General features: G+C 64.9%; 19 protein-coding genes. 7 read left to right on the top strand and 12 right to left on the bottom strand.

Annotated elements, in window-relative coordinates; translation table 11 throughout:
- Position 1: 1 nt before the first annotated feature.
- From SPR01S_RS08150 to SPR01S_RS08200, 11 genes are all read right to left on the bottom strand, one after another.
- Positions 2 to 907, bottom strand: a complete 906-nt coding sequence (locus tag SPR01S_RS08150; RefSeq protein ID WP_066587733.1) for an amidohydrolase family protein — start codon at positions 905 to 907, stop codon at positions 2 to 4.
- Position 908: 1 nt separating this feature from the next.
- Positions 909 to 1,658, bottom strand: coding sequence for an SDR family NAD(P)-dependent oxidoreductase (locus tag SPR01S_RS08155; protein WP_066587735.1), 750 nt, complete (start codon positions 1,656 to 1,658; stop codon positions 909 to 911).
- Positions 1,655 to 2,512: a fumarylacetoacetate hydrolase family protein gene (locus SPR01S_RS08160; RefSeq protein ID WP_066587739.1), complete on the bottom strand. Its 858-nt coding sequence runs from the start codon at positions 2,510 to 2,512 to the stop codon at positions 1,655 to 1,657. The genes SPR01S_RS08155 and SPR01S_RS08160 overlap by 4 nt, the downstream gene beginning before the upstream one ends.
- A 9-nt stretch (positions 2,513 to 2,521) precedes the next feature.
- Positions 2,522 to 3,709: an L-rhamnonate dehydratase gene (gene rhmD, locus SPR01S_RS08165; protein WP_066587742.1), complete on the bottom strand. Its 1,188-nt coding sequence runs from the start codon at positions 3,707 to 3,709 to the stop codon at positions 2,522 to 2,524.
- Between the two features lie 69 nt (positions 3,710 to 3,778).
- Positions 3,779 to 5,086, bottom strand: coding sequence for a glycolate oxidase subunit GlcF (glcF, locus tag SPR01S_RS08170; protein ID WP_066587745.1), 1,308 nt, complete (start codon positions 5,084 to 5,086; stop codon positions 3,779 to 3,781).
- Positions 5,086 to 6,222 (bottom strand): glycolate oxidase subunit GlcE, encoded by a 1,137-nt coding sequence (glcE, locus tag SPR01S_RS08175; RefSeq protein ID WP_066587748.1) that lies wholly within the window; start codon positions 6,220 to 6,222, stop codon positions 5,086 to 5,088. Before glcE ends, glcF begins: the two co-directional genes overlap by 1 nt.
- Before the next feature lie 2 nt (positions 6,223 to 6,224).
- Positions 6,225 to 7,718 (bottom strand): FAD-linked oxidase C-terminal domain-containing protein, encoded by a 1,494-nt coding sequence (locus tag SPR01S_RS08180; protein ID WP_066587750.1) that lies wholly within the window; start codon positions 7,716 to 7,718, stop codon positions 6,225 to 6,227.
- A gap of 11 nt (positions 7,719 to 7,729) precedes the next feature.
- Positions 7,730 to 8,494: an L-rhamnose 1-dehydrogenase Lra1 gene (gene lra1, locus SPR01S_RS08185; RefSeq protein ID WP_066587751.1), complete on the bottom strand. Its 765-nt coding sequence runs from the start codon at positions 8,492 to 8,494 to the stop codon at positions 7,730 to 7,732.
- 11 nt (positions 8,495 to 8,505) lie between these two features.
- Positions 8,506 to 9,645 carry an FMN-dependent L-lactate dehydrogenase LldD gene (gene lldD / locus SPR01S_RS08190; protein WP_066587754.1) on the bottom strand — a complete coding sequence of 380 codons (1,140 nt, stop codon included), beginning with the start codon at positions 9,643 to 9,645 and terminating at the stop codon, positions 8,506 to 8,508.
- Between the two features lie 39 nt (positions 9,646 to 9,684).
- Positions 9,685 to 10,665, bottom strand: coding sequence for a sugar phosphate isomerase/epimerase family protein (locus SPR01S_RS08195; RefSeq protein WP_066587757.1), 981 nt, complete (start codon positions 10,663 to 10,665; stop codon positions 9,685 to 9,687).
- A gap of 55 nt (positions 10,666 to 10,720) precedes the next feature.
- Positions 10,721 to 11,572, bottom strand: a complete 852-nt coding sequence (locus SPR01S_RS08200; protein ID WP_174531881.1) for a DeoR/GlpR family DNA-binding transcription regulator — start codon at positions 11,570 to 11,572, stop codon at positions 10,721 to 10,723.
- A gap of 162 nt (positions 11,573 to 11,734) precedes the next feature.
- Here SPR01S_RS08200 and SPR01S_RS08205 point away from each other — a divergent pair, with 162 nt between their 5' ends.
- The 6 genes from SPR01S_RS08205 (at position 11,735) to SPR01S_RS08230 (ending at position 19,346) form a co-directional block, all read left to right on the top strand.
- A complete protein-coding gene (locus tag SPR01S_RS08205; protein ID WP_084251037.1) occupies positions 11,735 to 12,610 on the top strand; it encodes a transketolase in 876 nt (291 codons plus the stop codon).
- Positions 12,607 to 13,563, top strand: a complete 957-nt coding sequence (locus tag SPR01S_RS08210; RefSeq protein WP_066587761.1) for a transketolase family protein — start codon at positions 12,607 to 12,609, stop codon at positions 13,561 to 13,563. Before SPR01S_RS08205 ends, SPR01S_RS08210 begins: the two co-directional genes overlap by 4 nt.
- Complete coding sequence (locus SPR01S_RS08215; RefSeq protein WP_066587762.1) at positions 13,563 to 15,050, top strand: FGGY family carbohydrate kinase; 1,488 nt, start codon at positions 13,563 to 13,565, stop codon at positions 15,048 to 15,050. The genes SPR01S_RS08210 and SPR01S_RS08215 overlap by 1 nt, the downstream gene beginning before the upstream one ends.
- Before the next feature lie 65 nt (positions 15,051 to 15,115).
- Complete coding sequence (locus SPR01S_RS08220) at positions 15,116 to 18,172, top strand: TonB-dependent receptor domain-containing protein (RefSeq protein WP_066587764.1); 3,057 nt, start codon at positions 15,116 to 15,118, stop codon at positions 18,170 to 18,172.
- Between the two features lie 279 nt (positions 18,173 to 18,451).
- Complete coding sequence (locus SPR01S_RS08225) at positions 18,452 to 18,904, top strand: MarR family winged helix-turn-helix transcriptional regulator (RefSeq protein WP_066587767.1); 453 nt, start codon at positions 18,452 to 18,454, stop codon at positions 18,902 to 18,904.
- A gap of 40 nt (positions 18,905 to 18,944) precedes the next feature.
- The gene (locus SPR01S_RS08230) at positions 18,945 to 19,346 is read left to right on the top strand and encodes a DUF1398 domain-containing protein (RefSeq protein WP_066587796.1); all 402 of its coding nucleotides are present in this window, start codon (positions 18,945 to 18,947) and stop codon (positions 19,344 to 19,346) included.
- A gap of 174 nt (positions 19,347 to 19,520) precedes the next feature.
- Here SPR01S_RS08230 and SPR01S_RS08235 read toward each other — a convergent pair whose 3' ends face one another.
- A complete protein-coding gene (locus tag SPR01S_RS08235; RefSeq protein ID WP_066587769.1) occupies positions 19,521 to 21,056 on the bottom strand; it encodes a ShlB/FhaC/HecB family hemolysin secretion/activation protein in 1,536 nt (511 codons plus the stop codon).
- A gap of 249 nt (positions 21,057 to 21,305) precedes the next feature.
- On the opposite strand from SPR01S_RS08235, the gene SPR01S_RS08240 reads away from it, so the two are divergent.
- The coding region (locus SPR01S_RS08240; RefSeq protein ID WP_169803397.1) for a FecR domain-containing protein at positions 21,306 to 22,273 on the top strand (968 nt) is incomplete at its 3' end.

A 22,273-nucleotide genomic window follows, 5' to 3' on the forward strand; every position in this document is an offset into this window, starting at 1 on the left:
ATCACAGCGTCAGGCCGAGGCGGTAGAGCCGATTGGCGTTGCCCGCGAACATGGCGCGGCGCTCGTCGTCGCTGAAATCGGCGACGATGGCGTTATAGGCGTCGAGATGCTGATCGAACCCGCCGAACAATTTGTCGGTCGGAAAATCGCTGGCGAACATCGCGCGATCGGTGCCGAACAGCTCGATCGTCTCGAGCACATAGGCGCGCATTTGCTCGATCGTCCACGGGCGGAAGGCGAAACCGATGCCCGAGATCTTGACCGCGACATGCGGGATAGCTGCGAGCGCCCGCATTCCCGTTCGCCACTCGGCCCGGCCTGCCTCGCCGACCATCATGCCGGCATGGTTGATCATTACCGGCACCTCGGGATGGCGCTCGAGCAGCGGCGCTAGAGCGGGAAACTGGCCGGGATAGGCCTGGAGATCGAAGCTCAAGCCATATTTGCCGAGCAACGCGAAGCCTGCTGCCCAGGCTTCGTCCCCGGTTACATCGCGCGGCGTATAGGCGCGCGCCGGATCGGGGTGCCAGTTGACGATATGTCGGATGCCCCGCACCGACCGTCGCTCCGCATGCGCAGCGAGCAGGCTTTCGACCTTCGGATCGTCGAGCGCGGCGAAACCGATGATGGCGTTGGGCATGCCGCGCGCGTCGGCCATCGCCTGCAGCCAGTCGGTTTCCTTCAGCGCGTCGGCCGGATCGGCGCCGGCATCGATATGGACAATGCCGCGAACGTCCCAGCCGCGCGCGTCGGCAAGATAGTCGTCGAGGCCGTAATCCTTGGCGATCGGCTCGACGCTGCCGTTCGGGCCGCCTTCCGCGAACGGCGGCATCAGCCACGGATAGCGGATGTGGGACAGATCCCACAGATGGACGTGCGCGTCGACGAAGGGCGGCCGCTCGGTCATGTCAGAAGGTCGTGCGGCCGCCGGACGTGTCAAAGGTGGATGCGGTGGTGAAGCTGCATTCCTCGCTCGCCATGAAACAGACCATTGCGGCGGACTCGCTCACTTCGCCCAGTCGTCCCATCGGAATCTTCGAGCGCATGTAGTCGACCTGACTCTGCGGCAACTGCGCCAGGATCGGGCTTTCGAAGGTGGCGGGGGTCAGCGCGTTGGCGATCACGCCCTTCTCGGCGAGTTCCTTGCCCAGGCTCTTGGTGAAGCCGATCACGCCTGCCTTGGACGCCGAATAGGCGCTGGCATTGGGATTGCCTTCCTTGCCCGCGACCGACGCGATGTTGACGATGCGACCATAGCCGTTGGCCAGCATCAGCGGCACGACCGCGCGGTTGCAGTAGAACAGGCCGTTGAGGTTGATGTCGATCACCCGCTGCCAGCTATCGATCGGGAATTCGTGGACTGGAACGGTCGCGCCGGTGATGCCCGCCGAACAGACCAGCACGTCGACCTTGCCGAGCGCGGCGGCGCTGGCCTTGGCCGCGGCCTCGACCGCGGCAGGATCGGAGACATCGAGCGCCTGCGTGTCGGTCGCGCCGACCTCGTCCTTCGCGGCGGCCAGTGCGTCAGGGTTGAGGTCCCACAACGCTACCGTACCGCCCTCGGCGACGATGCGCTTGGCGACGGCCTTGCCGAGACCCGATGCGCCGCCGGTGACGATCGCCGCGCGTCCGGCGAAGCGGCCCGCATAGACGCTCACTTCGCAGCGTCCCAAGCGACGAATTGCTGGCGCTGCTCGCCCAGTTTCTCGATGCCGAGCTCGACCACGTCGCCGGCCTTGAGATACCAGGGCTCGGGCTTCTGGCCGAGACCGACGCCCGGGGGGGTGCCGGTGGTGATGACGTCGCCGGGCAGCAAGGTCATGAACTGCGAGCAATAGGCCACGATCTGCGCGACGGTGAAGATCATCGTCTTGCTGCTGCCGTTCTGCATCTTCTTGCCGTTGACCGACAGCCACATGGCGAGGTTCTGCGGATCGCCCACTTCGTCGGCGGTGACCATCCACGGGCCGATCGGGCCGAAGGTCGGGAAGCCCTTACCCTTGTCCCAGGTCAGGCCGCGCTCGATCTGCCAGTGGCGTTCGGACACGTCGTTGACCACGCAATAGCCGGCTACGTAATCGAGAGCATCGGCCTCGCTGACGTACGAAGCGGCGGTGCCGATTACGACGCCCAGCTCGACTTCCCAGTCGGTCTTCTTGGAATCCTTGGGAATGGTGACGGGATCGTTCGGCCCCTGGATGCAGCTCACCCACTTCTGGAACACGACCGGTTCCTCGGGCACCGGCAGGTTTGATTCCGCCGCGTGGTCGGCGAAGTTGGTGCCGATCGCGATGAACTGGCGCGTGCCGGTCACGCAGGCGCCGTAGCGCACGTCACCTTCGACCAGCGGCAGTGAGGCGGGGTCGATCGCCGCCAGCTTGGCCAATGCGTCCTTGCCCAGCTCGGCCGGACCAATGTCCGCGACATGGCCCGACAGGTCGCGAATGCGACCCTCGGCGTCGATCAGGCCGGGCTTTTCGGCGCCCATGGCACCATAACGGCAGAGCTTCATGGTTATTCCTCAGTTTGAATAGGGACGGTGCAGCGCGATATCGCGATTGAGCTCCACGCCAAAACCCGGTTTATCGAGTTCGCTCGCACGGATGCGGCCGTTCACCGGTACCGGCTCACCGAGCAATTGCGGCGCGAACATCGGCACCACTTCGGTCGGGCCGGGATGCATCATCAGGAACTCGGCGAACGGCGAATTGTGCCGCGTGATCACGAAGTGGTAGCTGTAGACCGACGATCCGTGCGGCACCATCATCACCCCGCGGCTGTCGGCGTAATTGGCGATCTTGATCAGTTCGGTGACGCCGCCGCACCAGCCGACGTCGGGCTGGATGATGTCGCAGCATTCCATGTCCATCAGCATGCGGAAGCCCCAGCGCGTTGCCTCATGCTCGCCGGTGGTGACGAGCAGGCCCTTGGGCGCGTTCTTCTTGAGCTGGGCATAGCCCCAATAATCGTCGGGGCTGAGCGCCTCCTCGATCCACTTGAGCCCGCATTCGTGCCAGGCGCGCTGCGCAAGCCGGGTCGCGTAATCGAGGTCGAGGCTCATCCAGCAATCGTACATCAGCCAGAAATCGTCGCCGCACTTGCTGCGCATATCGGTGAGCAAGGCGATGTTCTTTTCCATGCCTTCCAGCCCTTCGGCCGGGCCGTGATGGAGCGGGAGCTTGCCGCCGATGAAGCCGAGTTCCTTGGCGACGTCGGGCCGTGAACCGGTGGCGTAGAATTGCAGTTCGTCGCGCACCGCGCCGCCGAGCATGTGATAGACCGGCTCGCCACGCAATTTGCCGAGCAGATCCCAGAGCGCGAGGTCGACGCCCGAAATGGCGTTTACCACCAGTCCCTTGCGCCCATAATATTGGGTCGCGAAGTACATCTGGTCCCAGATCTTCTCGTAATCGGCCGGGCTGCGGCCGATCAGGAAACGGCTGAGGTGCTTCTCGACGATGAACGCGGCGGGCTCGCCGCCGGTCGTCACCGCGAAGCCGATCGTGCCGTCATCGGCCTCGAGCTCGACCAGCAACGTGCCGAGCACATTGATGCCGAAGCTCTGACGCGACTGGCGATATTCGGGATAGCGCGCCATCGGCGTCGAAATATGGTCGTCGATCCAGTGACCATCACCCTGGTCGTGATAATCGGCGCCACCGCCCCTGACGGTGAACGCGCGAACATGCTTGATCTTCGGCAGGCCCATCCGAATCCTTCCCCCGCGACGTCTTGAGCGGCATCGCCTGAGCCTGATTGTATAATATGACTATTGAAGTCAACCGGTCTTGGCGATGTCGCGCCCTGCAAGTTGCGACGGAACGGGGCCGCCGGTGGCCCAGTCGAGCAGCTCGATCGTATGGACGACCGGAATGCCGAGCCGCGGCGCGAGCTGCATCGCGCAGCCGATATTGCCCGTGGCAATAACGTCGGCGTCGAGCCGCGCCAGATTGGCCGCCTTGCGGTCACCGAGCTTGCCGGCGATTTCGGGCTGCAGGATATTGTAGGTGCCCGCCGACCCGCAGCAGAGATGCGCCTCGATCGGCGTGCGCACGATATAGCCGGCGCCGGCCAGCAAGCGCTTCGGCGCGTCGGTCACTTTCTGCCCATGCTGCAGCGAGCAGGCGGCGTGATAGGCGACCGTCAGGCCGCGGCCGTCGCCAAGCGGCAGTTCGGCATCGATCAACACCTCGCTGATGTCGCGCGCCAGGCCGGAGACCCGCGCCGCCTTTGCGGCATAGTCGGTATCGTCGCGCAGCATGAACCCATAGTCCTTGATCGTTGTGCCGCAGCCCGATGCGGTGACGACGATCGCCGCGAGCCCGCCCATTTCGATCTCGCGTGTCCACGCATCGACATTGCGTCGGGCGGCCTCAAGGCTGGCCTTCTCGCGCCCCATATGGTGCACCAACGCCCCGCAGCATTGCTCGCCGGGCGTCAGCACGACATCGTAGCCCGCGCGATCGAGCAAGCGGATCGCCGCGGCGCGGAATTCGGGGCGCAGCACCGGCTCCGCGCACCCTTGCAGAAGCGCGACCCGTGGGCGCGTTCCGGTGCCCGGCGCGGCTGTGGGCGGCGCGGCTGGAATACGACGCGGTGCGAGTGCGAGCATCGCCGCCAGAGGGCGCAATGCGCTGGCCTTGGCGAACAGCGGCGCCAGCGGTCGACCGACCTGCGCCAGCCGCAAGGCGGTCCGGAAGCGGGCCGGGCAGGGGAGCACCCAGGCCAGAATGCTGCGCAGCATTCGCTCGTGCCACGGGCGGTCGTAATGCTCGTTGATATAGGCCCGGGCATGGTCGACCAGGTGCATATAGTTCACGCCCGACGGGCAGGTCGTCATGCAGGACAGGCAGGACAGGCAGCGATCGACATGCTTGACGACCTCGGCGCTCGGCGCGCGCTCGTTCTCGAGCATGTCCTTGATCATGTAGATCCGCCCGCGCGGGCTATCGAGCTCGTCGCCGAGCAGGACATAGGTCGGACAGGTCGCAGTGCAGAAGCCGCAATGGACGCATTTGCGGATCACGCCTTCGGACGACGCCATCGCCGGATCGGCCAATTGCGCGGGGGAGAAGTGAGTCTGCACTAGAAGCGTCCCGTCTCGAACACACCCGCCGGATCGAAGGCGCGGCGTACGCGCTCTTCCAGCGTTGCGAGCGCTTTGGGTTGGGGGTGCAGCGCCGGCACGGCAGCGCGGGTTTCGGCGTCAGCGCGAACGAGCATGGCATGTCCGCCCGCTTGCATGGCAGCGGCGCGGATGGCCTGCGCATCGTCCGTGCTCGCCAGCCAGAGCAGGCCGCCGGCCCAGTCGAGCAGCCACCTGCCGCCGACCGCGGCGATCACGTCCGGCATCCGGGCGGCGGGGGCAACGATCCGCCACAGCGGCACGTCCGTGGGCAATGGTGCAGCGGTCGTGATCGCGGGCCAGAGGCGCGCGGCTTCCTCATCGGCGACCGGCGCGACGCCGTCGATCAGTGCCGTGATGATCGCCGCGCGCGCTTCGACCGAGCTCGGAAAACCGTCGAGCCGGATCGCGGTGAGCGGGGCGCCGTTCCAGTCCTGCAGATGTGCCGCCGCGGACACTTCGGCGGCCGATCCCATAGCGCGGGCCATCGCCGAGATGGCGGCGGCAGGATCCAGCCCGGCGACGCCGAGCGTGCGTTGCAGGCGCGGCGCCGGCAGCACCTTCAGCGTCACTTCGGTGATCGCGACGAGCCGGCCCCAGCTGCCTGTGACCAGCTTGGAGAGGTCGTAGCCGGTGACGTTCTTGACGACTTTCGCACCCGCGACGAAGCGTTCGCCGCGTCCCGATACGCCGACGAAGCCGAGCAGATGGTCGCGCGCAGCCCCGCGGCTGACGCGGGTCGGTCCCGCCACGCCCGCCGCGACGATGCCGCCGATCGTCGCCTCGCCGTCGGCGCAGCCGAGCATCGCACCGTGATCGAACGGGTCGAACGCCAGCATCTGGCCATGGTCCGCGACCAAAGCCTGGATTTCGGCGAGCGGCGTCCCGGCCTTGACCGTCAGCACCAGTTCCGGCGGATCGTAATCGACCACGCCGGAAAAGCCGCGCATGTCGACGATCCGCGCCTCGGGCGTCGGCGCGCCGATCGCGTCCTTGCTGCCGCCGCCACGCAGACGTAACCGCGTACCGTCGCTTGCCGCATCGGCGATGATCGTGGCGAGCGCATCGGCGCTGTCGGGACGGATCGGGTCGGCCATGGTCAGAAGCGCGGCAGATCGGGGAAGGGCAGGGCGCCGCGATGGACATGCATCCGGCCGAGTTCGGCGCAGCGATGCAGTTCGGGGAACATCTTGCCGGGGTTGAGCAGCAATTCGGGGTCGAACGCGCATTTGACGCGCTGCTGTTGTGCGAGATCGATTTCGGAGAACATCACGGGCATCAGGTCGCGCTTCTCGACGCCAACGCCATGCTCGCCCGTCAGCACGCCGCCAACCTCGACGCACAATCTCAAGATGTCGGCGCCGAACGCCTCGGCTTGCTCGAGCTCGCCGGGCTTGTTGGCGTCATAGAGGATCAGCGGGTGCAGATTGCCGTCACCGGCATGGAAGACGTTGATCACGCCCAGGCCATATTGCTCGGACAGGGCCCGCATCCGCGCCAAAACGTCGGGCAGGCGGCGGCGCGGGATCGTGCCGTCCATGCAGAGATAATCGGGTGCCAGCCGCCCGGCGGCGGGAAAGGCGGCCTTGCGCCCTGCCCAGAAGGCGACGCGTTCGGCATCGTCGGTCGAAATGCGGATCGACACCGCGCCATTGGCACGCGCGATCGTCTCGACCTCCTCGAGCAAATGGCTGCATTCGGCGGCAGGGCCATCGAGCTCGACGATCAGCAGCGCCTCGACGTCGAGCGGATAGCCGACCTGGACGAAGGCCTCGGCGGCATGGACCGCGGGCTTGTCCATCATCTCCATCCCGGCCGGGATGATCCCCGCGGCGATGACGTCGGCGACGCAGCGTCCGGCGCCTTCGACCTCGGGGAAGCCGATCAGCAACGCACGCGCCGTTTCGGGGCGAGGCAGGATGCGCACCGTCACTTCGGTCACCACGCCAAGCAGTCCTTCCGACCCGACGATCACGCCGAGCAGATCGAGTCCCGCCGGCTCCAACCCGCGCCCGCCGACCCGCAGCACCTCGCCTTCGATCGTGACGAACTCGACGCCGAGCACGTTGTTGGTGGTGAGGCCGTATTTGAGGCAATGCACGCCACCGGAATTCTCGGCGACATTGCCGCCGATCGTGCAGGCGATCTGGCTCGACGGATCGGGCGCGTAATAGAAGCCGTCATCCTCGACCGCGCGGGTGATCGCCAGGTTGGTGACACCCGGCTGCACCACCACCAGGCGGTCGGCATAATCCACATCGAGGATGCGGTTGAACCGCGCCATGCCGAGCAGCACGCCGTCGGCCAGCGGCAGCGCGCCGCCCGACAGGGAGGTGCCCGCTCCGCGAGGCACGACCTTGACGCGATTGGCGTGGCACCAGCGCAGGATCGCGGCGACCTGCCCGGTCGTCTCGGGCAGCACCACGACCATCGGCGGCTGGCGATAGGCGGTCAGCGCGTCGGATTCGTACGGACGCAGTTCGTCTGCCTTATCGATCACCCCTTCGCCCGGCACGATCGCGCGCATTGCGGCAACGATCTCCCCGCGGCGCGCGAGCACCGTTTCGTCGGGGGCAGGCATTTTGATCGACATCGCTGCCGATCTTATTGCAGGTTCACGTACATGCCACCATCGACGAGCAGCGCCGCGCCGGTGACATAAGCCGCCATGTCCGACGCCAGGAAGACGATCGGACCGGCCAGATCCTCGGGCATGCCGAGCCGGCCGAGTGGCGTGCGCGCTTCCATGTACTTGCGCTTTTCCTCGTCGGCGAGGTCGTCCTTGTTGATCTCGGTCAGGATCGTGCCGGGCAGCACCGAATTGCAGCGAATACCGTGCTTGCCGAGCGCTATCGCGGCGGATTGCATCAGCGAATGCACGCCTGCCTTGGTCGGGGTGTAATGCGTCTGAAACTCGCCGCCGACCAATGCGGAGATCGACGACACCGCGACGATCGCGCCGCCATCGCCCTGCTTCACCATCTGGTTGGCGGCGGCCTGGACCATGAAATAGGCGCCGTGCAGATTGACGCGGAACGTACGCTCGACCGTCTCGACCGGCATGTCGAGAAAGGCGTGGAACGGGCAGATGCCGGCGTTCGACACCATCACGTCGACGCGGCCGAACTCGGCGACCGCGCGGGCGACGAAATCGGTCGCGGTCTCGGGAAGCGCGACATCGCCCTTGATCGCGATCCCGCGCTGCCCGAGCGCCTCGATCTCGGCGATGCAGGAATGCGCCTTGTCGTCGCTCGACACGTAGTTGATCGCGACGTTCGCGCCATGCTGCGCAGCACCGATCGCCGCGGCGCGGCCGATACCGGTCGATCCGCCGGTGACCAGCACCGTCTTTCCCTCGAGAAGCTTCATCTGTTTCCTCGTTATTTGACCGGCTCGGCCAGGATAGACCGGTCGATCGCATCGATCCGGTTGACCCCGGTCAGGGTCATCGCGACCGTCATTTCCCTGGCGATCAGTTCCAGCAATTTGGCGACGCCGGCCTCGCCTTGCGCCGCCAGCGCGTAGACCCAGGCGCGCCCGAGCAGCACGCCCTTCGCGCCCAGCGCCAGCATCCGCACGACGTCGAGCCCGTTGCGCACGCCGCCATCGGCCAGAACGGTCAGCGCGTCGCCCACCGCATCGGCGATCGCGGGAAGCGCGCGTGCGCTCGACAGCACGCCGTCGAGCTGGCGTCCGCCATGATTGGAGACGACGATGCCATTGGCGCCGATCGCCGCCGCTTCGCGCGCATCCTCAGGGTCGAGGATGCCCTTGATGATCAGCGGTCCGTCCCATTCGGCGCGGATCCAGTCGAGGTCGCGCCACTGGATCGACGGATCGAAATTGGCACCGAGCCAGCCCATATAGTCGTTGAGCCCGCTATCCTTGCCCAGCACCGGCAGCAGGTTGCCGAGCGTATGCGGCCGGCCGCGCAAGCCCACGTCCCATGACCAGGCCGGCTTGCCCATCGCCTGCAGTACGCGGCGCAGCGGTGCGTTGGGTCCCGACATGCCCGAATGCGCATCGCGATAGCGTGCGCCAGGCACCGGCATGTCGACGGTGAACACCATTGCGCTCGCGCCGGCTGCCTTTGCCCGCGCGATCAGGTCCTTCATGAAGGCGCGGTCGCGGATGACGTAGAGCTGGAACCAGAATGGATCGGCGACCCGCGCGACTTCTTCGATCGAGCAGATCGACACGGTCGAGAGACACGCCGGGATGCCCGCGGAACGGGCGGCACGCGCTGCCTGGATCTCGCCGCGCCGGGCATACATGCCGCTGATCCCGACCGGCCCCAAGGCGACCGGCAGGCCGAGCTGTCGCCCGAACAGGCTGGTGGTCAGATCAATCGTCGCGACGTCCTTGAGCACGCGCTGGCGCAGCGCGATGCCGGCCAGATCAACGACGTTGCGGCGTAACGTCACCTCGGCATAGGCGCCGCCATCGGCATAATCGAACAGGAAGCGCGGCAAGCGTCGCCGCGCCGCCTCTCGAAAATCGGTGGCCGATGAAATAATCATATTATTTCCCTAGCGGCGATGCGCCGCGCCGTCACCCCCTCAATAAGAAGTGAACAGCGCCTCGCGCGCAAGCTTGAGCGCTGTCACAGCGTCATGCTCTTCCTGTGCCTTCTGCATCGCCGCGAAATCGAGCTTGTCGAGGGCGCGTTCGACGACCTTGAGGAAGTCGATCGCCGTATTGGCGACGGCGACGCAATCCTCACGGAAGGGGAATTGGTCGAGCTGCCACACGCCTTCCCATTTGTTCTTGCGCAGCGTGTAGAAGAATTCGAACAGCTCGATCGGGTGGACCGACCCGGCGATCAGATCGTCGTCCCAGCTGCGGAAATTGTCGTTCACGTCCATGCCGAACAGCCGGCCATGATCGATCGCAAGTTGCGCCGCATCGGCCGGCGACTCGCCGCCGTAAAGCGAATGGCCGAAATCGAGCAGGATGCCGACATTGGGCACGCCCATCTTCTCGATCCCGAGCAGCGTGCGCGCCACGCTGTCATAGCTCATGTGCACGCGCGGCTCGCGCGGTTTGTATTCGATAACGAACTTGAGGTCGGGATTCTGCGACGCGAGTTCGCCGATGCCGTCGATACTGTGCCGCCACAGCGCCTTGTGGTCGACCTGGAACGGATAGTCCCAGCCGTCCTGGCCGGGCCAGAGCTTGACGTAATCGGCGCCAAACCGGCGGACGACATTGGCGGCGTCGTTGACCATCTCATTGGCCAGCTTGCGTATGCCTGGATCGGGATTGGTGAAGGCGCCCTTGGCGAATTGGCGCGTGTAGATTTCCGGGGTGATGCCGATCACCGACAGGTTATTGCGCTTGAGCGCTTCCTCGACCTTGTCGAACGACGTTTCGCCGCCGGGAAAAGGGTAGTTGATGTCGACCACCGAGAGATCGTCGACCTGGCCGGCGAGATCGATCATCTCGATCAGCGAGCGTGGCGGCCCGTAGCCGTCGGTCGCGTAACGGTCGACATAGGTCGCGAAATGCCAGATGCCGGCGCCGTACCGTTGCTTGCTCACGTCAGATCCTCACCCAATTGTTACGAAAACTTACGAATACCACTCGCCCGAAAGTTCATGCGACGATCACTTCCACACCAATGCCTTCGATTGCCGCGCGATCCTCGTCGCGGATCGCGTCGTCGGTCACCAGCGTGCGAACCAGTTCCAGTCCGCCCAGCGCCGTGAACGAACGCTGCCCGATCTTGCTCGAATCGGCGACGAGGATGACGGTCTGCGCGGCGTCGATCATCGCGCGCTTCACCGCGATGTCGGACATCGCCGGATAGGTCAGGCCTGCCTCGAGATCGAGGGCGGCGGTCGCCAGGAAGAGTTTCTGGACGAACAGGCCGCGGAAATAGTCGGCCGACCGCTCGCCCGAGAGCGACAGGGTAGGGGCCTTGAAATGGCCGCCGGTCATATGGACCTCGAATCCCGGCTCGGCGCCCAGCATCAGCGCGATGTTGAGCGCGTTGGTGATCACCGTCATGTCGCGCTTGCCGATCAACTGCGCCGCCACCTCGGTCGTGGTCGATCCGGAATCGAGGATGATCGTCTCGCCATCGTTCGCCAGCGCCGCGGCGGCGCGGCCGATGCGGCGTTTGGCGTCCATATTGTCGAGATGCTGGAGCGCCATCGAGCGCACCTGCTGCGTCACCGACTTGAGGAAGGCGCCGCCATGTTCGCGCACGATATATCCGTCGGCCTCGAGCTTCTCGAGATCCTGGCGCATCGTCACCTCGGACACCTCGAATGCTTCGGCCAGGGTGCGCACGCGCGCGCTTCCTTCCTCCTGCAGCCAGTCGAGAATCCGGGCGCGCCGCGCCTCGCCGAGCAGCCGCGACCGCGAGCCCCCGCTCACTGGCCGGTCTTCCTTGTTGTCGCCGGGCTCGACACCCGACGCGACCTTATCGGCATGGCTCTCCATGGTCTTCTGCTGGCTCGCTTCCAGTTTCGAGTTCGATAGGTCGAGTTTTCGCTTTTTGTCAATCTCCTCGTCTTTTGGCGGTAAAAGCGAAAGCAAACGTAAGCAAATGGCTTGTGTTCGGATATAATCACACTTATAGCCCTTCGCAGGAGAGGTTAATCAATGGATCATCAGGCGCTTCGGTCTTCCGATGCGAACGCTCATACGCTGGAAGAGCGCGCCGCGCACGTCCGTGCGCGCGCCAATTGGATGCGTCAGCGGCTGCTCAAGATGATCGTCGATGCCGGCCAGGGCCATCCCGGCGGTGACCTTTCGGCCAGCGACATCGTCGCGTCCCTCTATTTCGATATTCTGCGCATCGACAGCGCCAATCCGAACGCGCCCGATCGTGACCGCTTCATCCTGTCCAAGGGGCATTGCACCGGTGCGCTCTATACTGCGCTGGCGGGGGCGGGCTTCTTCCCAGAGGCCGAGCTCGACACCTATCTCAAGCCCGAATCGCGGCTCAACGGCCATCCCAATCGCGTCTATCTGCCGGGGGTGGAGACCAATACCGGGCCGTTGGGCCATGGTTTTCCGGTCGGCGTCGGCGTCGCGGTGGCGGGGCAGATCGACGGCGCCGGCTATCGCGTGTTCGTGCTGACCGGCGACGGCGAGTTGCAGGAAGGCAGCATGTGGGAAGCGGCGATGTTCGCCGGCCACCGCAAGCTCGGCAACCTCACCGTGATCGTCGACCGCAACCGCCTGCAACAGGGCGCGCGCACCGAAGACACCAACGCGCTCGAGCCGCTCGCCGACAAATGGCGCGCGTTCGGCTGGGACGTGGTAGAGATCGACGGGCATGACGTCGGCGCTTTGCTCAAGGCGTTCGACGACGCCGCGCAGCCGCGCGACACGCCGCGCGTGCTGATTGCCAATACGTTCAAGGGCAACGGCGTCAGCTACATGCGCGACCAGGCCGGCTGGCATCATGGCGTCCCCAATGCGGACCAGCTTGCCCAGGCGATCGCCGAACTCGAAGCGGAGAAGAGCGCGTGAACGCCCCGGCCAACCTTCCCGGCATGTTCGACTGCCGCGACGCTTATGTTGCGGCGCTGGAGGAGCTTGCTGCGGCCGACGACCGTATCGTCGCCGTGTGCAACGATTCGGTCGGATCGTCCAAGCTCGGCAAGTTCCGCGAGCGCTTTCCGACGCGGCTGGTCAATGTCGGCATCGCCGAACAGAATATGGTCGGTGTCGGCGCCGGCCTCGCCAATGGCGGCAAGGTGCCGTTCGTCAGTGGCGCTGCCTGCTTCCTGACCGCGCGCGCGATGGAGCAGATCAAGGTCGACTGCGCCTATAGCCAGGCGAATGTGAAGCTGTGCGGCATTTCGAGCGGCGTCGCTTATGGTGAGCTCGGCGCGACGCATCACAGTATCGAGGATGTCGCGTGGTTGCGCGCGATCGATAAGCTGACGGTGATCGTGCCGTCCGATCCGTGGGAAACGGCCGAAGCGGTCAAGGCCGCGGCCGCGCATGACGGTCCGGTCTTCATCCGTATCAGCCGCATGCCGGTGCCGGCGATCGAGCGGCCGGAGGGCGCGTCGTTCGCTATCGGCAAGGCGGAAATGCTGCGCGACGGCGGCGACGTCGCGATCATCGCCAGCGGCACCTTGGTCCATCGCGCGATCGATGCGGCCAACGCGCTGGCGGGGCAGGGCATCGCCGCACGCGTGATCAACATGGCGACCATCTCGCCGCTCGATACCGATGCCGTTGCCGCTGCCGCCGCGACCGGCGCGATCGTCACCGCGGAAGAGGGGCTGGCGCGCGGCGGACTGGGCGGCGCGGTCGCCGAATATTGTGCGCAGCATAAGCCGGTGCCGATGCGGATGCTCGGCTTTCAGGGTTTCGCGCCGACCGGATCGGCGAGCTGGCTGATGGACCATGCCGGGCTCAACGCCGCCGGCATCGCCGCGGCCGCGCAAGAACTGGTCGCCGGGAAAAGCTGATGGACGATCGGCTCATCCTCGCGATCGACCAGGGCACGACCAACACCAAGGCGCTGCTTGTCGCGCCTGACGGTTCGGTGCGCCTGTCGCGGTCGCGGGCGATGCGCGTCGATTATCCGCAATCGGGCTGGGCCGAGCAATCGGCCTCGGACATCTGGGCAGGCGTCGCCGCGCTGATCGCGGAACTGGCCGCCGCGGTCGACCCTTCGACCATTGCCGGCGTCGCGATCTCCAACCAGCGCGAGACGATCGTGCTGTGGGACGCCGAGACCGGCCGCCCCATCGGTCCGGCGGTCATCTGGCAATGCCGGCGTTCGGCCGATCGCTGCGCCGCCTTGCGCGCTGCTGGGCATGAAGCGGAGATCGTCGCGCGCAGCGGGCTTGGGATCGATCCCTTGTTCCCCGCCGCCAAGATCGCCTGGCTGCTCGACACGATCCCCAATGCGCGGGAGCGGGCGGAGCGCGGTGAACTCCGGTGCGGCACGGTCGACAGCTGGCTGTTGTGGAACCTGACCGGCGGCGCGGTGCACGCGACCGATTACGGCAACGCCTCGCGCACGCAACTCTTCAACATCGACACGCTCGAATGGGATGCCGAACTGGCCCGCCTGTTCGACGTTCCGCTCGGCTTGCTGCCCAGGGTGATGCCGTCCGACAGCCGGTTCGGCGCCGTCGCTCCCGGACTGACCGCGCTCGCCGACGGCACGCCGATCCTGGCGGTGATGGGCGACAGCCACGCTGCCTTGTTCGAGCACAGCGCCGACGGAACGCAACGGGTCAAGGTGACGATCGGTACCGGCAGTTCGCTGATGGCGGCGACCCGGGAGCGGTTGCACTCGGCACATGGCCTGTCGAGCACGATCGCGTGGAGTCGCAGCGACCGCGTTCAATATGCGCTCGAGGGCAATATCCTGGTCTCGGGCCACGCCGCCGCTTTCGCTACCACCATGTTGGGACTGCCCGACGAGGCGGCACTGACGGCGCTGGCTGGGAGTGTGGAGGATAGCGGCGGCGTCGTGTTCGTGCCTGCGCTGGCCGGCCTCGGCGCACCGCATTGGTGCAGCGATGCCCGCGGCACGATCACCGGTCTCTCGTTGGCGACGCAACCGGCGCATATCGCCCGCGCGACGTTGGAAGCGATCGCGCTCCAGATCGGCGATGTCGTGGCGGCGCTCGATGCCGATCTCGGCGCCCCGGTAGCCGAATTGTCGATCGACGGCGGCGCCGCGCGCAACGCGTTGTTGATGCAAATGCTCGCAGATGTGACGGGCCGGCGCATCGTCAGATCCGCCATTCCCGAAGCGAGCGCGCTCGGCGTGGCGCGGCTGGCGGCGGACGGGACCGTCGTGACGCTGCCGGCAAGTAACCAGGAGCAAAAGGAATTTTTCGATCCCGTGATGCCGGCGGAGCAGCGCGAAAAGCTGCTTGCTCGCTGGCGTGAGGCGGTGGCCGGCGCGGTGCGCTCGGCCGGATCGAGCGAGACGTAACGCCGGGCGGAGATCCGGGAAGCTGGTGTGATTGCGAAGAACACGGACCAAAAGGGAGTGGGACAATGAAGGTATATCTGAAGAAACCGGGACTCGAACGGCGTGCCGCGCATGCCGCATTGCTTGCTGGTGCGAGCCTGATGACGATGATCGCGGTCCCGGCCTTCGCGCAGGAGACCCCCGCGCCGGCCCCGACTGCGGACGTTCCCCAGGATACGGCCGCAGCGCCGCAGGGCGAGATCGTCGTCACTGGCAGCCGCATCAAGAGCCCGACCTTGACCTCGCCGTCGCCGCTTCAGGTCATCACCAGCGAAGACTTGCGCAAGCAGGGCACGACCAACGTCCAGGACATCCTGCAGATCAATCCCGCAGTCGGCATTCCGGGCAAGAGCCGTAACACGACCGGCAACGACACCGATCCCGGCCTTGCGACCATCAACCTTCGCAATCTCGGCCCCGATCGCACGCTAGTGCTGATCGACGGACGCCGCACGGTGGCGGGCGTTCCCGGCACCGCGCAGGTCGACGTGTCGATGATCCCGCCGTCCTTCGTCGATCGCGTCGATGTGCTGACCGGCGGCGCGTCGGCGGTCTATGGATCGGACGCGATCGCGGGCGTGGTGAACTTCATCTACAAGAAGAAGTTCGAGGGCATTCAGCTCAACGTCCAGGACGGCATCTCCGAAAAGGGCGACGACCACGAACTCGACGCCAACGTCACGTTCGGGTCCAATTTCGCCGGCGGCCGCGGCAATGTCATGGCTTATGTCGGCTGGAATCAGGCCAGCGCCGTGTTTGCCGCCGATCGCGATTTCAGCCGCCTTTCGGCCCTGAGCCTGGGTACGACTGAACGCGTCGCCGGCAAGTCCGACCTCAATCTCAAGGCGGCGCAGGATATCTTCAAGCGCGCTTATGTGCCGTCGAGCGTCGGCCCGGGCGGCGCCTTCGTGATCGGCAGCAAGTCGAACCAGATCATCAGCCCGGACGGTTCGTTCCATAGCTACAACGCAGCGACCGACGGCTTCAATGCTGCGCAATACGGCCAGATCGCGCCGCCGACGAAGCGCCTGACCTTCGCTCAGCGCACCAATTTCGACGTGACCGACAAGGTCAACGTCTTCCTCGAAACGACCTATGTGAACGTGCGCACCAATGGCGAGCGCGAAGCATCGCCGATGCGGACCGATAGTGCGTTGGGCGCGTTCCCGGGGACTGGCGGCTTCTATCCGATCCAATATGCGGTGACCGATCCGAACACCGGCGCGACGGTGATCGTCAACAACCCGCTGGTCCCGACGGCCGTCTTCAATGCCGCTACCAACCGTTCGAACAACGACGCGATCGGGTCGAAAGACCTGAGCATGCTGATCCGCACGACCGCCTTCGGCTCCCGCAAGACGCCGACCGAGCGCGACAATTTCCGGATCGCCGCCGGCGGATCCTGGGACATTGGCGGCAGCTGGAGCCTCGATGGCTATTACCAGTATAGCTACACCAAGCAGCACCAGGAAATGACCGGGCTGGCGAACCTCTACAACCTCGCCAACGCGCTCCAGGTCATGCCGGACATCTTCGACTATAATAAGAACGGCAACACCACCGAAGCGGTGTGCGTCGATGCCAATGCCCGTGCGGCGGGGTGTGTGCCGGTCGACATTTATGGTCTCAACCCGGATGGCTCCTCGAAGATTTCGGCGGCCGCGGCGAAATACCTCCAGACCAATCTGGTGCGCGACTCCAAGCAGGAGATGCAGGTCGCATCGCTCAACCTGGGCGGCAATCTGTTCAAGCTGCCATACGGTCCGCTCCAGATTTCGGTCGGTGCCGAATATCGCACCGAATCCAGCCGCGACATCTTCGATCCGCTGAGCAACCAGGCGAAGAACGGTTACGTCCAGGAATTGAACACGTCGGGTTCGTTCAACGTCAAGGAAGCCTATGGCGAAGTTGTCGCGCCGATCCTGGCGGACTTGCCGTTCTTCAAGGCCTTGACCTTGCGCGGCGCCTATCGCCTGTCGGACTATTCGACCGTCGGCAGCTTCTCGGCGTGGAATGTCGGCGGCGAATGGGCGCCGACCTCTGATATCCGCTTCCGCGCGGTCTATGCGCACGCCGTTCGCGCGCCGAATATCGGCGAGCTGTTCTCGGCGGCGTCATCGGGTATCACCTCGATCACCGATCCGTGCCAGGGCATTACCCTGACCTCAACGGGTACGACGGCGGCCAACTGCCTTGCGGTCCCGTCCGTCGTCGCGAACATCAACGCCAACGGCAAGTTCACGCTGACGCCGTCGGACCAGAGCGGCGTCGGCAGCGTGTCGGGCAGCAATCCGAACATCAAGCAGGAAACCGGCAAGACCTTCACCGCGGGTGTCGTGATCAATCCGCGGTCGATCAATGCCCTGCGCAACCTGACTTTCACGGCTGATTATTTCGATATCCAGCTGCAGGGCGCGATCAGCCGTCTGTCGACGACGACCATCCTCAACAAATGCTACGTGCAGGGCATTTCCGACTTCTGCCAGTTCATCACCCGGCGCGACCAGCCGTCGGGCGCGTTCAGCATCGGGTCGGTCCAGCAGATCTTCACGACCCTGGTGAACAGCGGCGGCGCGTTCACGCGCGGCCTCGACTTCACGCTGAACTATCGGCAGGCAGTGCTCGGCGGTACCGCCACGTTCGAGGGCAGCTGGACCCATCTGCTCAAGAACGGCGTCGTTCCGCTCCAGGGCGACAAATACGACAATACGATGGGCGAGTTCGGCAATCCGCGAGACAAGGCCGTCCTGACGCTCGACTGGTCGAACGACATGTTCGGTATCACGGTCACAAATCAGTATATCGGCAAGCAGATGCTGGACTATGAGAACTTCCAGACGACCTATGTGCTGGCCGATGGTTCCTTGCCGCCCAAGAGCTTGTTCACGCTCGGCGCGCGGGTCTACACCGACGTGCAGGTTCGCTTCGACGTGAAGAAGAACTGGGAATTCTACCTCGGCGCGAAGAACGCCTTCGATGTGAAGATGCCGCCGCTCTACGGCAATGTCGGCAACTTCAACCCGTCGACGATCTACGATCCGATCGGCCGCCGCTTCTACGCCGGTTTCCGCATCAAGATGTAACCGCGCAACCCGTTTCCTCCCCTGGGCGGTGGAAGCAGTTTCGGCTGCCTCCGCCGCCCTTTTTTGGGTGAGTGGAGCGAGTTGCCGCATGGTTATGGGAACAGGCTTTCGGCGAGATTGACTTGGCTCGCTCACGGATCGCCAGGAGGGTCGCCCAGCTGTCGCTGCGATCTTCTGAAGAGTTGACCTAACGTCTGACACATCGGACGGCGCCAAAATGAAATTTTAGTTGACTAGGAAACCTAAACCTATAGTTTCCTAGTCAACATTGGAGTCGTGATGCACGCGGTTTCTGACCTTACTGCCCATATGGGCTACCTCCTGCGCATGGTGTCGAATGCGGTGTCTCAAGAGTTCGCGCGTAAAGTCGCGAGTGAGGGCGTGACTGTGGCTGAGTGGGCGCTGCTGCGCTCGCTCTACGATAGCGATCCTGCCGCACCTTCGGCTCTCGCGCGGAAAATGGGGCTGACCAAAGGAGCAATCAGCAAGCTTGCCGAACGGCTACTGGAAAAAGGCCTGCTCGAACGTACTGGCAATCCTGATGACAAGCGCGGGCATCGGCTGTCCTTGTCGGCTGTTGGTTTGGCGAAAGTGCCGCTGCTTGCCGCCTTGGCGGACGGGAACGATGCGGCGTTCTTCGCCGTCCTGACCGGCGAGGAGCGAGATGGATTGCGGCATTTGCTGGCTGCATTGATCGACAGACACGGGTTGTCGGCCGTTCCGATCGACTGACCCCAAGCTTTCACCAGGCTATTGAACAATGGAACTGTGCGTGGACGCGGAACGGATTGCCATCGCCCGAACTTGCCTCGACGCGGCGTATGACGGGAGCCTGAGTTTTCCCGATATTATCGTCAGACTTATGGGCGCGGGCTTCGAGGGGTATTCGGTCGACTATCGGCGTGATGCGCAGACCTACTATCTGCCGGACGGCGATACTGTGGAACTGGCCACGCCGCAGATTCCCGGGCTGGTCTCGGAACCGTTCGACAGCGCCAAGGTGGAAGCGCTCGTTCGCTGGGCGCAGGCTAACGACCGTGAGTATAGCTACGGCGCCTTTTGCGAGAAGGTGAAGGCGGCAGGCTGTGCCGGTTATCTGGTTTCCTTCGTCGGCCGCCGCGTCGTCTATTATGGGCGCACCGCGGAAACCCATGTCGAACTGTTCCCGCAGTAACGCGGTTGCATTGCGATTTGCGCCCTGGAACACGATTTCTGCGGCAAGCCCGACCCGGCGACAAAGGGCAGTGAAGTAGATGTGGCTCAAATCCGCTCACGGGCAATGCGCCCCACAGCCGTCCATTCCGCGACTACGTCGCCGATCTGACCTGCCGATCTTGAAATATGTGGTCTAGAAACTGGTCGACAGGCCGAAATTGAAGCGTGGCTGCCGGTTGCCGGTGTCGTAGCGCGGTCCGGTAAGCGGAACGGCGACTTCGGCCGTCGCGCCCACCGCGCGCGAGAAATCGACGCGCACGCCACCACCGGCGGAAGCCAGTGACCCACTACCGAAGCCGTTCGAAAGGTTGCTGACCACGCCACCGTCCCCGAACGCATACAATTGAGCGCGGTCGGCGACGCCGAATGGCCGCCTCACGTCGTAGCGCAACTCCGCGGATCCCATCGCTGCCTGGTCGCCCGATCGCTCGTTCCAGTCATAGCCGCGCAGGAACGCACCGCCGCCCAATCCCGCTTCTTCGGAAATGAGGAGCGGCTGCGAGGCGAGTTGGCTGTCGCCCGCCAATCGAACGCTGAAGCCTGAGCCTAGCGCGCGCGTCCATTCGAGCCAGAAATTGGCCGCGGTGAAGGTGCCGTCGGCATCGTATCGTGACGCCAGCGGGTCCTGGGGACCGGTCGCGGCGAACAGGTCCACTCCCTGCGACAGCACCGCGCTTGCACGCAATCGGCCGCCGAGAAAATTCTCATAGCCGTAAATGCCCAGGCGAAGCACGGTTTCGCGGTCGTGGCGGACGAGCCGGCCGCCACGCCGCTGCGTAAGGTCGTCGATCTCGGCCGAGGCATTGAGCCAAAGGCTGGCGCGCCGACGGCGAAGCAGCGGCTGAAGAATGGCGATCGACTGCGACCAGTTGCGACCGAGGATTTCATAGCCCGACAGGTATGAGCCCGGACGCACGGCCGATAAGGTGGACGCCAGCGCCACTTCCGTCCCCGAAGCGTTGAGCCGCTTCTCATAGCGCAGCCGCGCATATTGGAGTTCACGGCTTTGCGGCACCGCGGTCGAATATCCGATCGTCAGCGAATCGTCGGACGCCAGCAGCTGCGAGATCATACCCTCGACATGGATCTGGACGGGACCGATGGGCCGCGTTCCATCATTGCGGATCGCTATACGCGCGCTTGCGCTGTCTTGCGCGACGGTGACGATCAGGACGCGCTGTTCCCCGTTCCGCGCATAGCGTGTGCCCTTGATCCGGATACCGTCGATGTCCCCGGCGATGAGCAGGCGCCGCTCGAGGTCGTCGAGCGACACCGGCCGGCCGTTAGCGAGCGGCTCGAGCGCTGCCCGCACCGCCTTGTTATTACTGCCCTGGACCTCGACGCGATCGATCCTACCCTCGTCGACCTCCACCACCAGAATGCCGGCCGCGAGTTTCTGTGGCGAGATGCGGGCCGTGGCGAAGACATAGCCGCGATCGCGCGCGCGTTGCGCAACGCGATTGGTGAGCGCCGCCAGATCGGCCGGGGCGAGCGACCGGCCGACATACTCGCCGAGAAGATCCGTGAACTGGTCCAGGCTGAGCACCGTCAGCCCATTGAGCGAAATCGCTCCGACGGTGATGGCGGGCGCATCTGCCGGCGCGGTTTCGGCCGGTATGTTGTCGACCGCAATTGCCGGCCGAGACTGCGGAAGGTCGGGGGCCGCCACCTCTGGGCCGCGCGCGGGCGGAGTCGCGCGGTCGAGTGCCGACTGCGCATATGCCTGCGGTAGCGTCGCAATATTGATGTAGGTTAATATGAAAAACCCAGTTCGATGTCGCACGCCAGCCTCCGTAAGCGACAGGAACTAGCTTGAAGTCCTTACGAAAAGATCAAATCTTCTCCCCTCTTTAACCTAAGGTGCTAATCACTGTTTCAGCCCCGGTCGTTAATGCTTTCGGCCAGATTGGGGATTCGCATGAATATTTTTCTGAAAGCCGCGCTCGGAGCGTCGCTGCTGTTTGCGGCGGAACCGGCGTTCGCCCAGAACAGCGGCTGGACGGTGAGCGAGGCGAGCGGACGCGTGGTCCTGCGTGATGCGTCCGGCGAGCACCCGCTTGGTCGCGGCGCGAGTGTCGCGCCGGGAACGACGCTCCTTACGGGCACTGCGTCCCGCGCAGTCCTGGTTCGCGGCGACGATTTCGTGACCGTATCCCCATCGAGTCGCGTACGCCTGCCCGAAGCGAAAGCGGCGTCGTTGATGCAGGTGTTCCTCGAATGGGGTACCGGCCTGTTCAAGGTCAAGCACACCGACAAGCCGCATTTCGGTGTCCAGACGCCGTATCTCGCCGCGGTCGTAAAGGGCACGACGTTTTCGGTTACGGTGGGCGATGCGGGAACGTCGCTCCAGGTCCTCGATGGCGCCGTGGGTGTGGCCACGGTCGATGGCGGCGCGAACTATCTCGTCCGTCCCGGGATGATCGCCATGGTCAGTTCGGGCGACCGCTATCGCCTGTCGATCCAGGGCGACCAGAATCGGGTGATCGATTCCCCGGCGCGCGGCGCCGCGGCGCCGGATCCGAAGGTCGGCGATGCCACCGGCGTGAAGACTCCGGAAAGCGCCGATGCACACGCCGACAAATCGGACGACTTCGCCTGGAGTGACGTGTCCAACAGCGTGATATTGCAGCCGGTGGAGGCCAAACCGATCGACCTGTCGTCCACTACCGGCGGCCTGGTCGGCAACGGCTCCCCCGTATCCGTTGCCGCGGTCGCCACCATCGCGCTCGCGCGCGGAAACGACGGCGACACTACCGGTAACCCGCGTGACGGCAACGGCTCCGGCAGCGGCAAAGAAAATGGTGATGGCAAGGGCGGCGGCAACGGCGGCGGGAACGGCAACGGTGGCGGAAACGGTAACGGCGGAAACGGCAACGGTGGCGGAAA

Origin of the sequence: Sphingomonas pruni NBRC 15498, from assembly GCF_001598455.1 — a bacterium.
GTDB lineage: Bacteria > Pseudomonadota > Alphaproteobacteria > Sphingomonadales > Sphingomonadaceae > Sphingomonas > Sphingomonas pruni.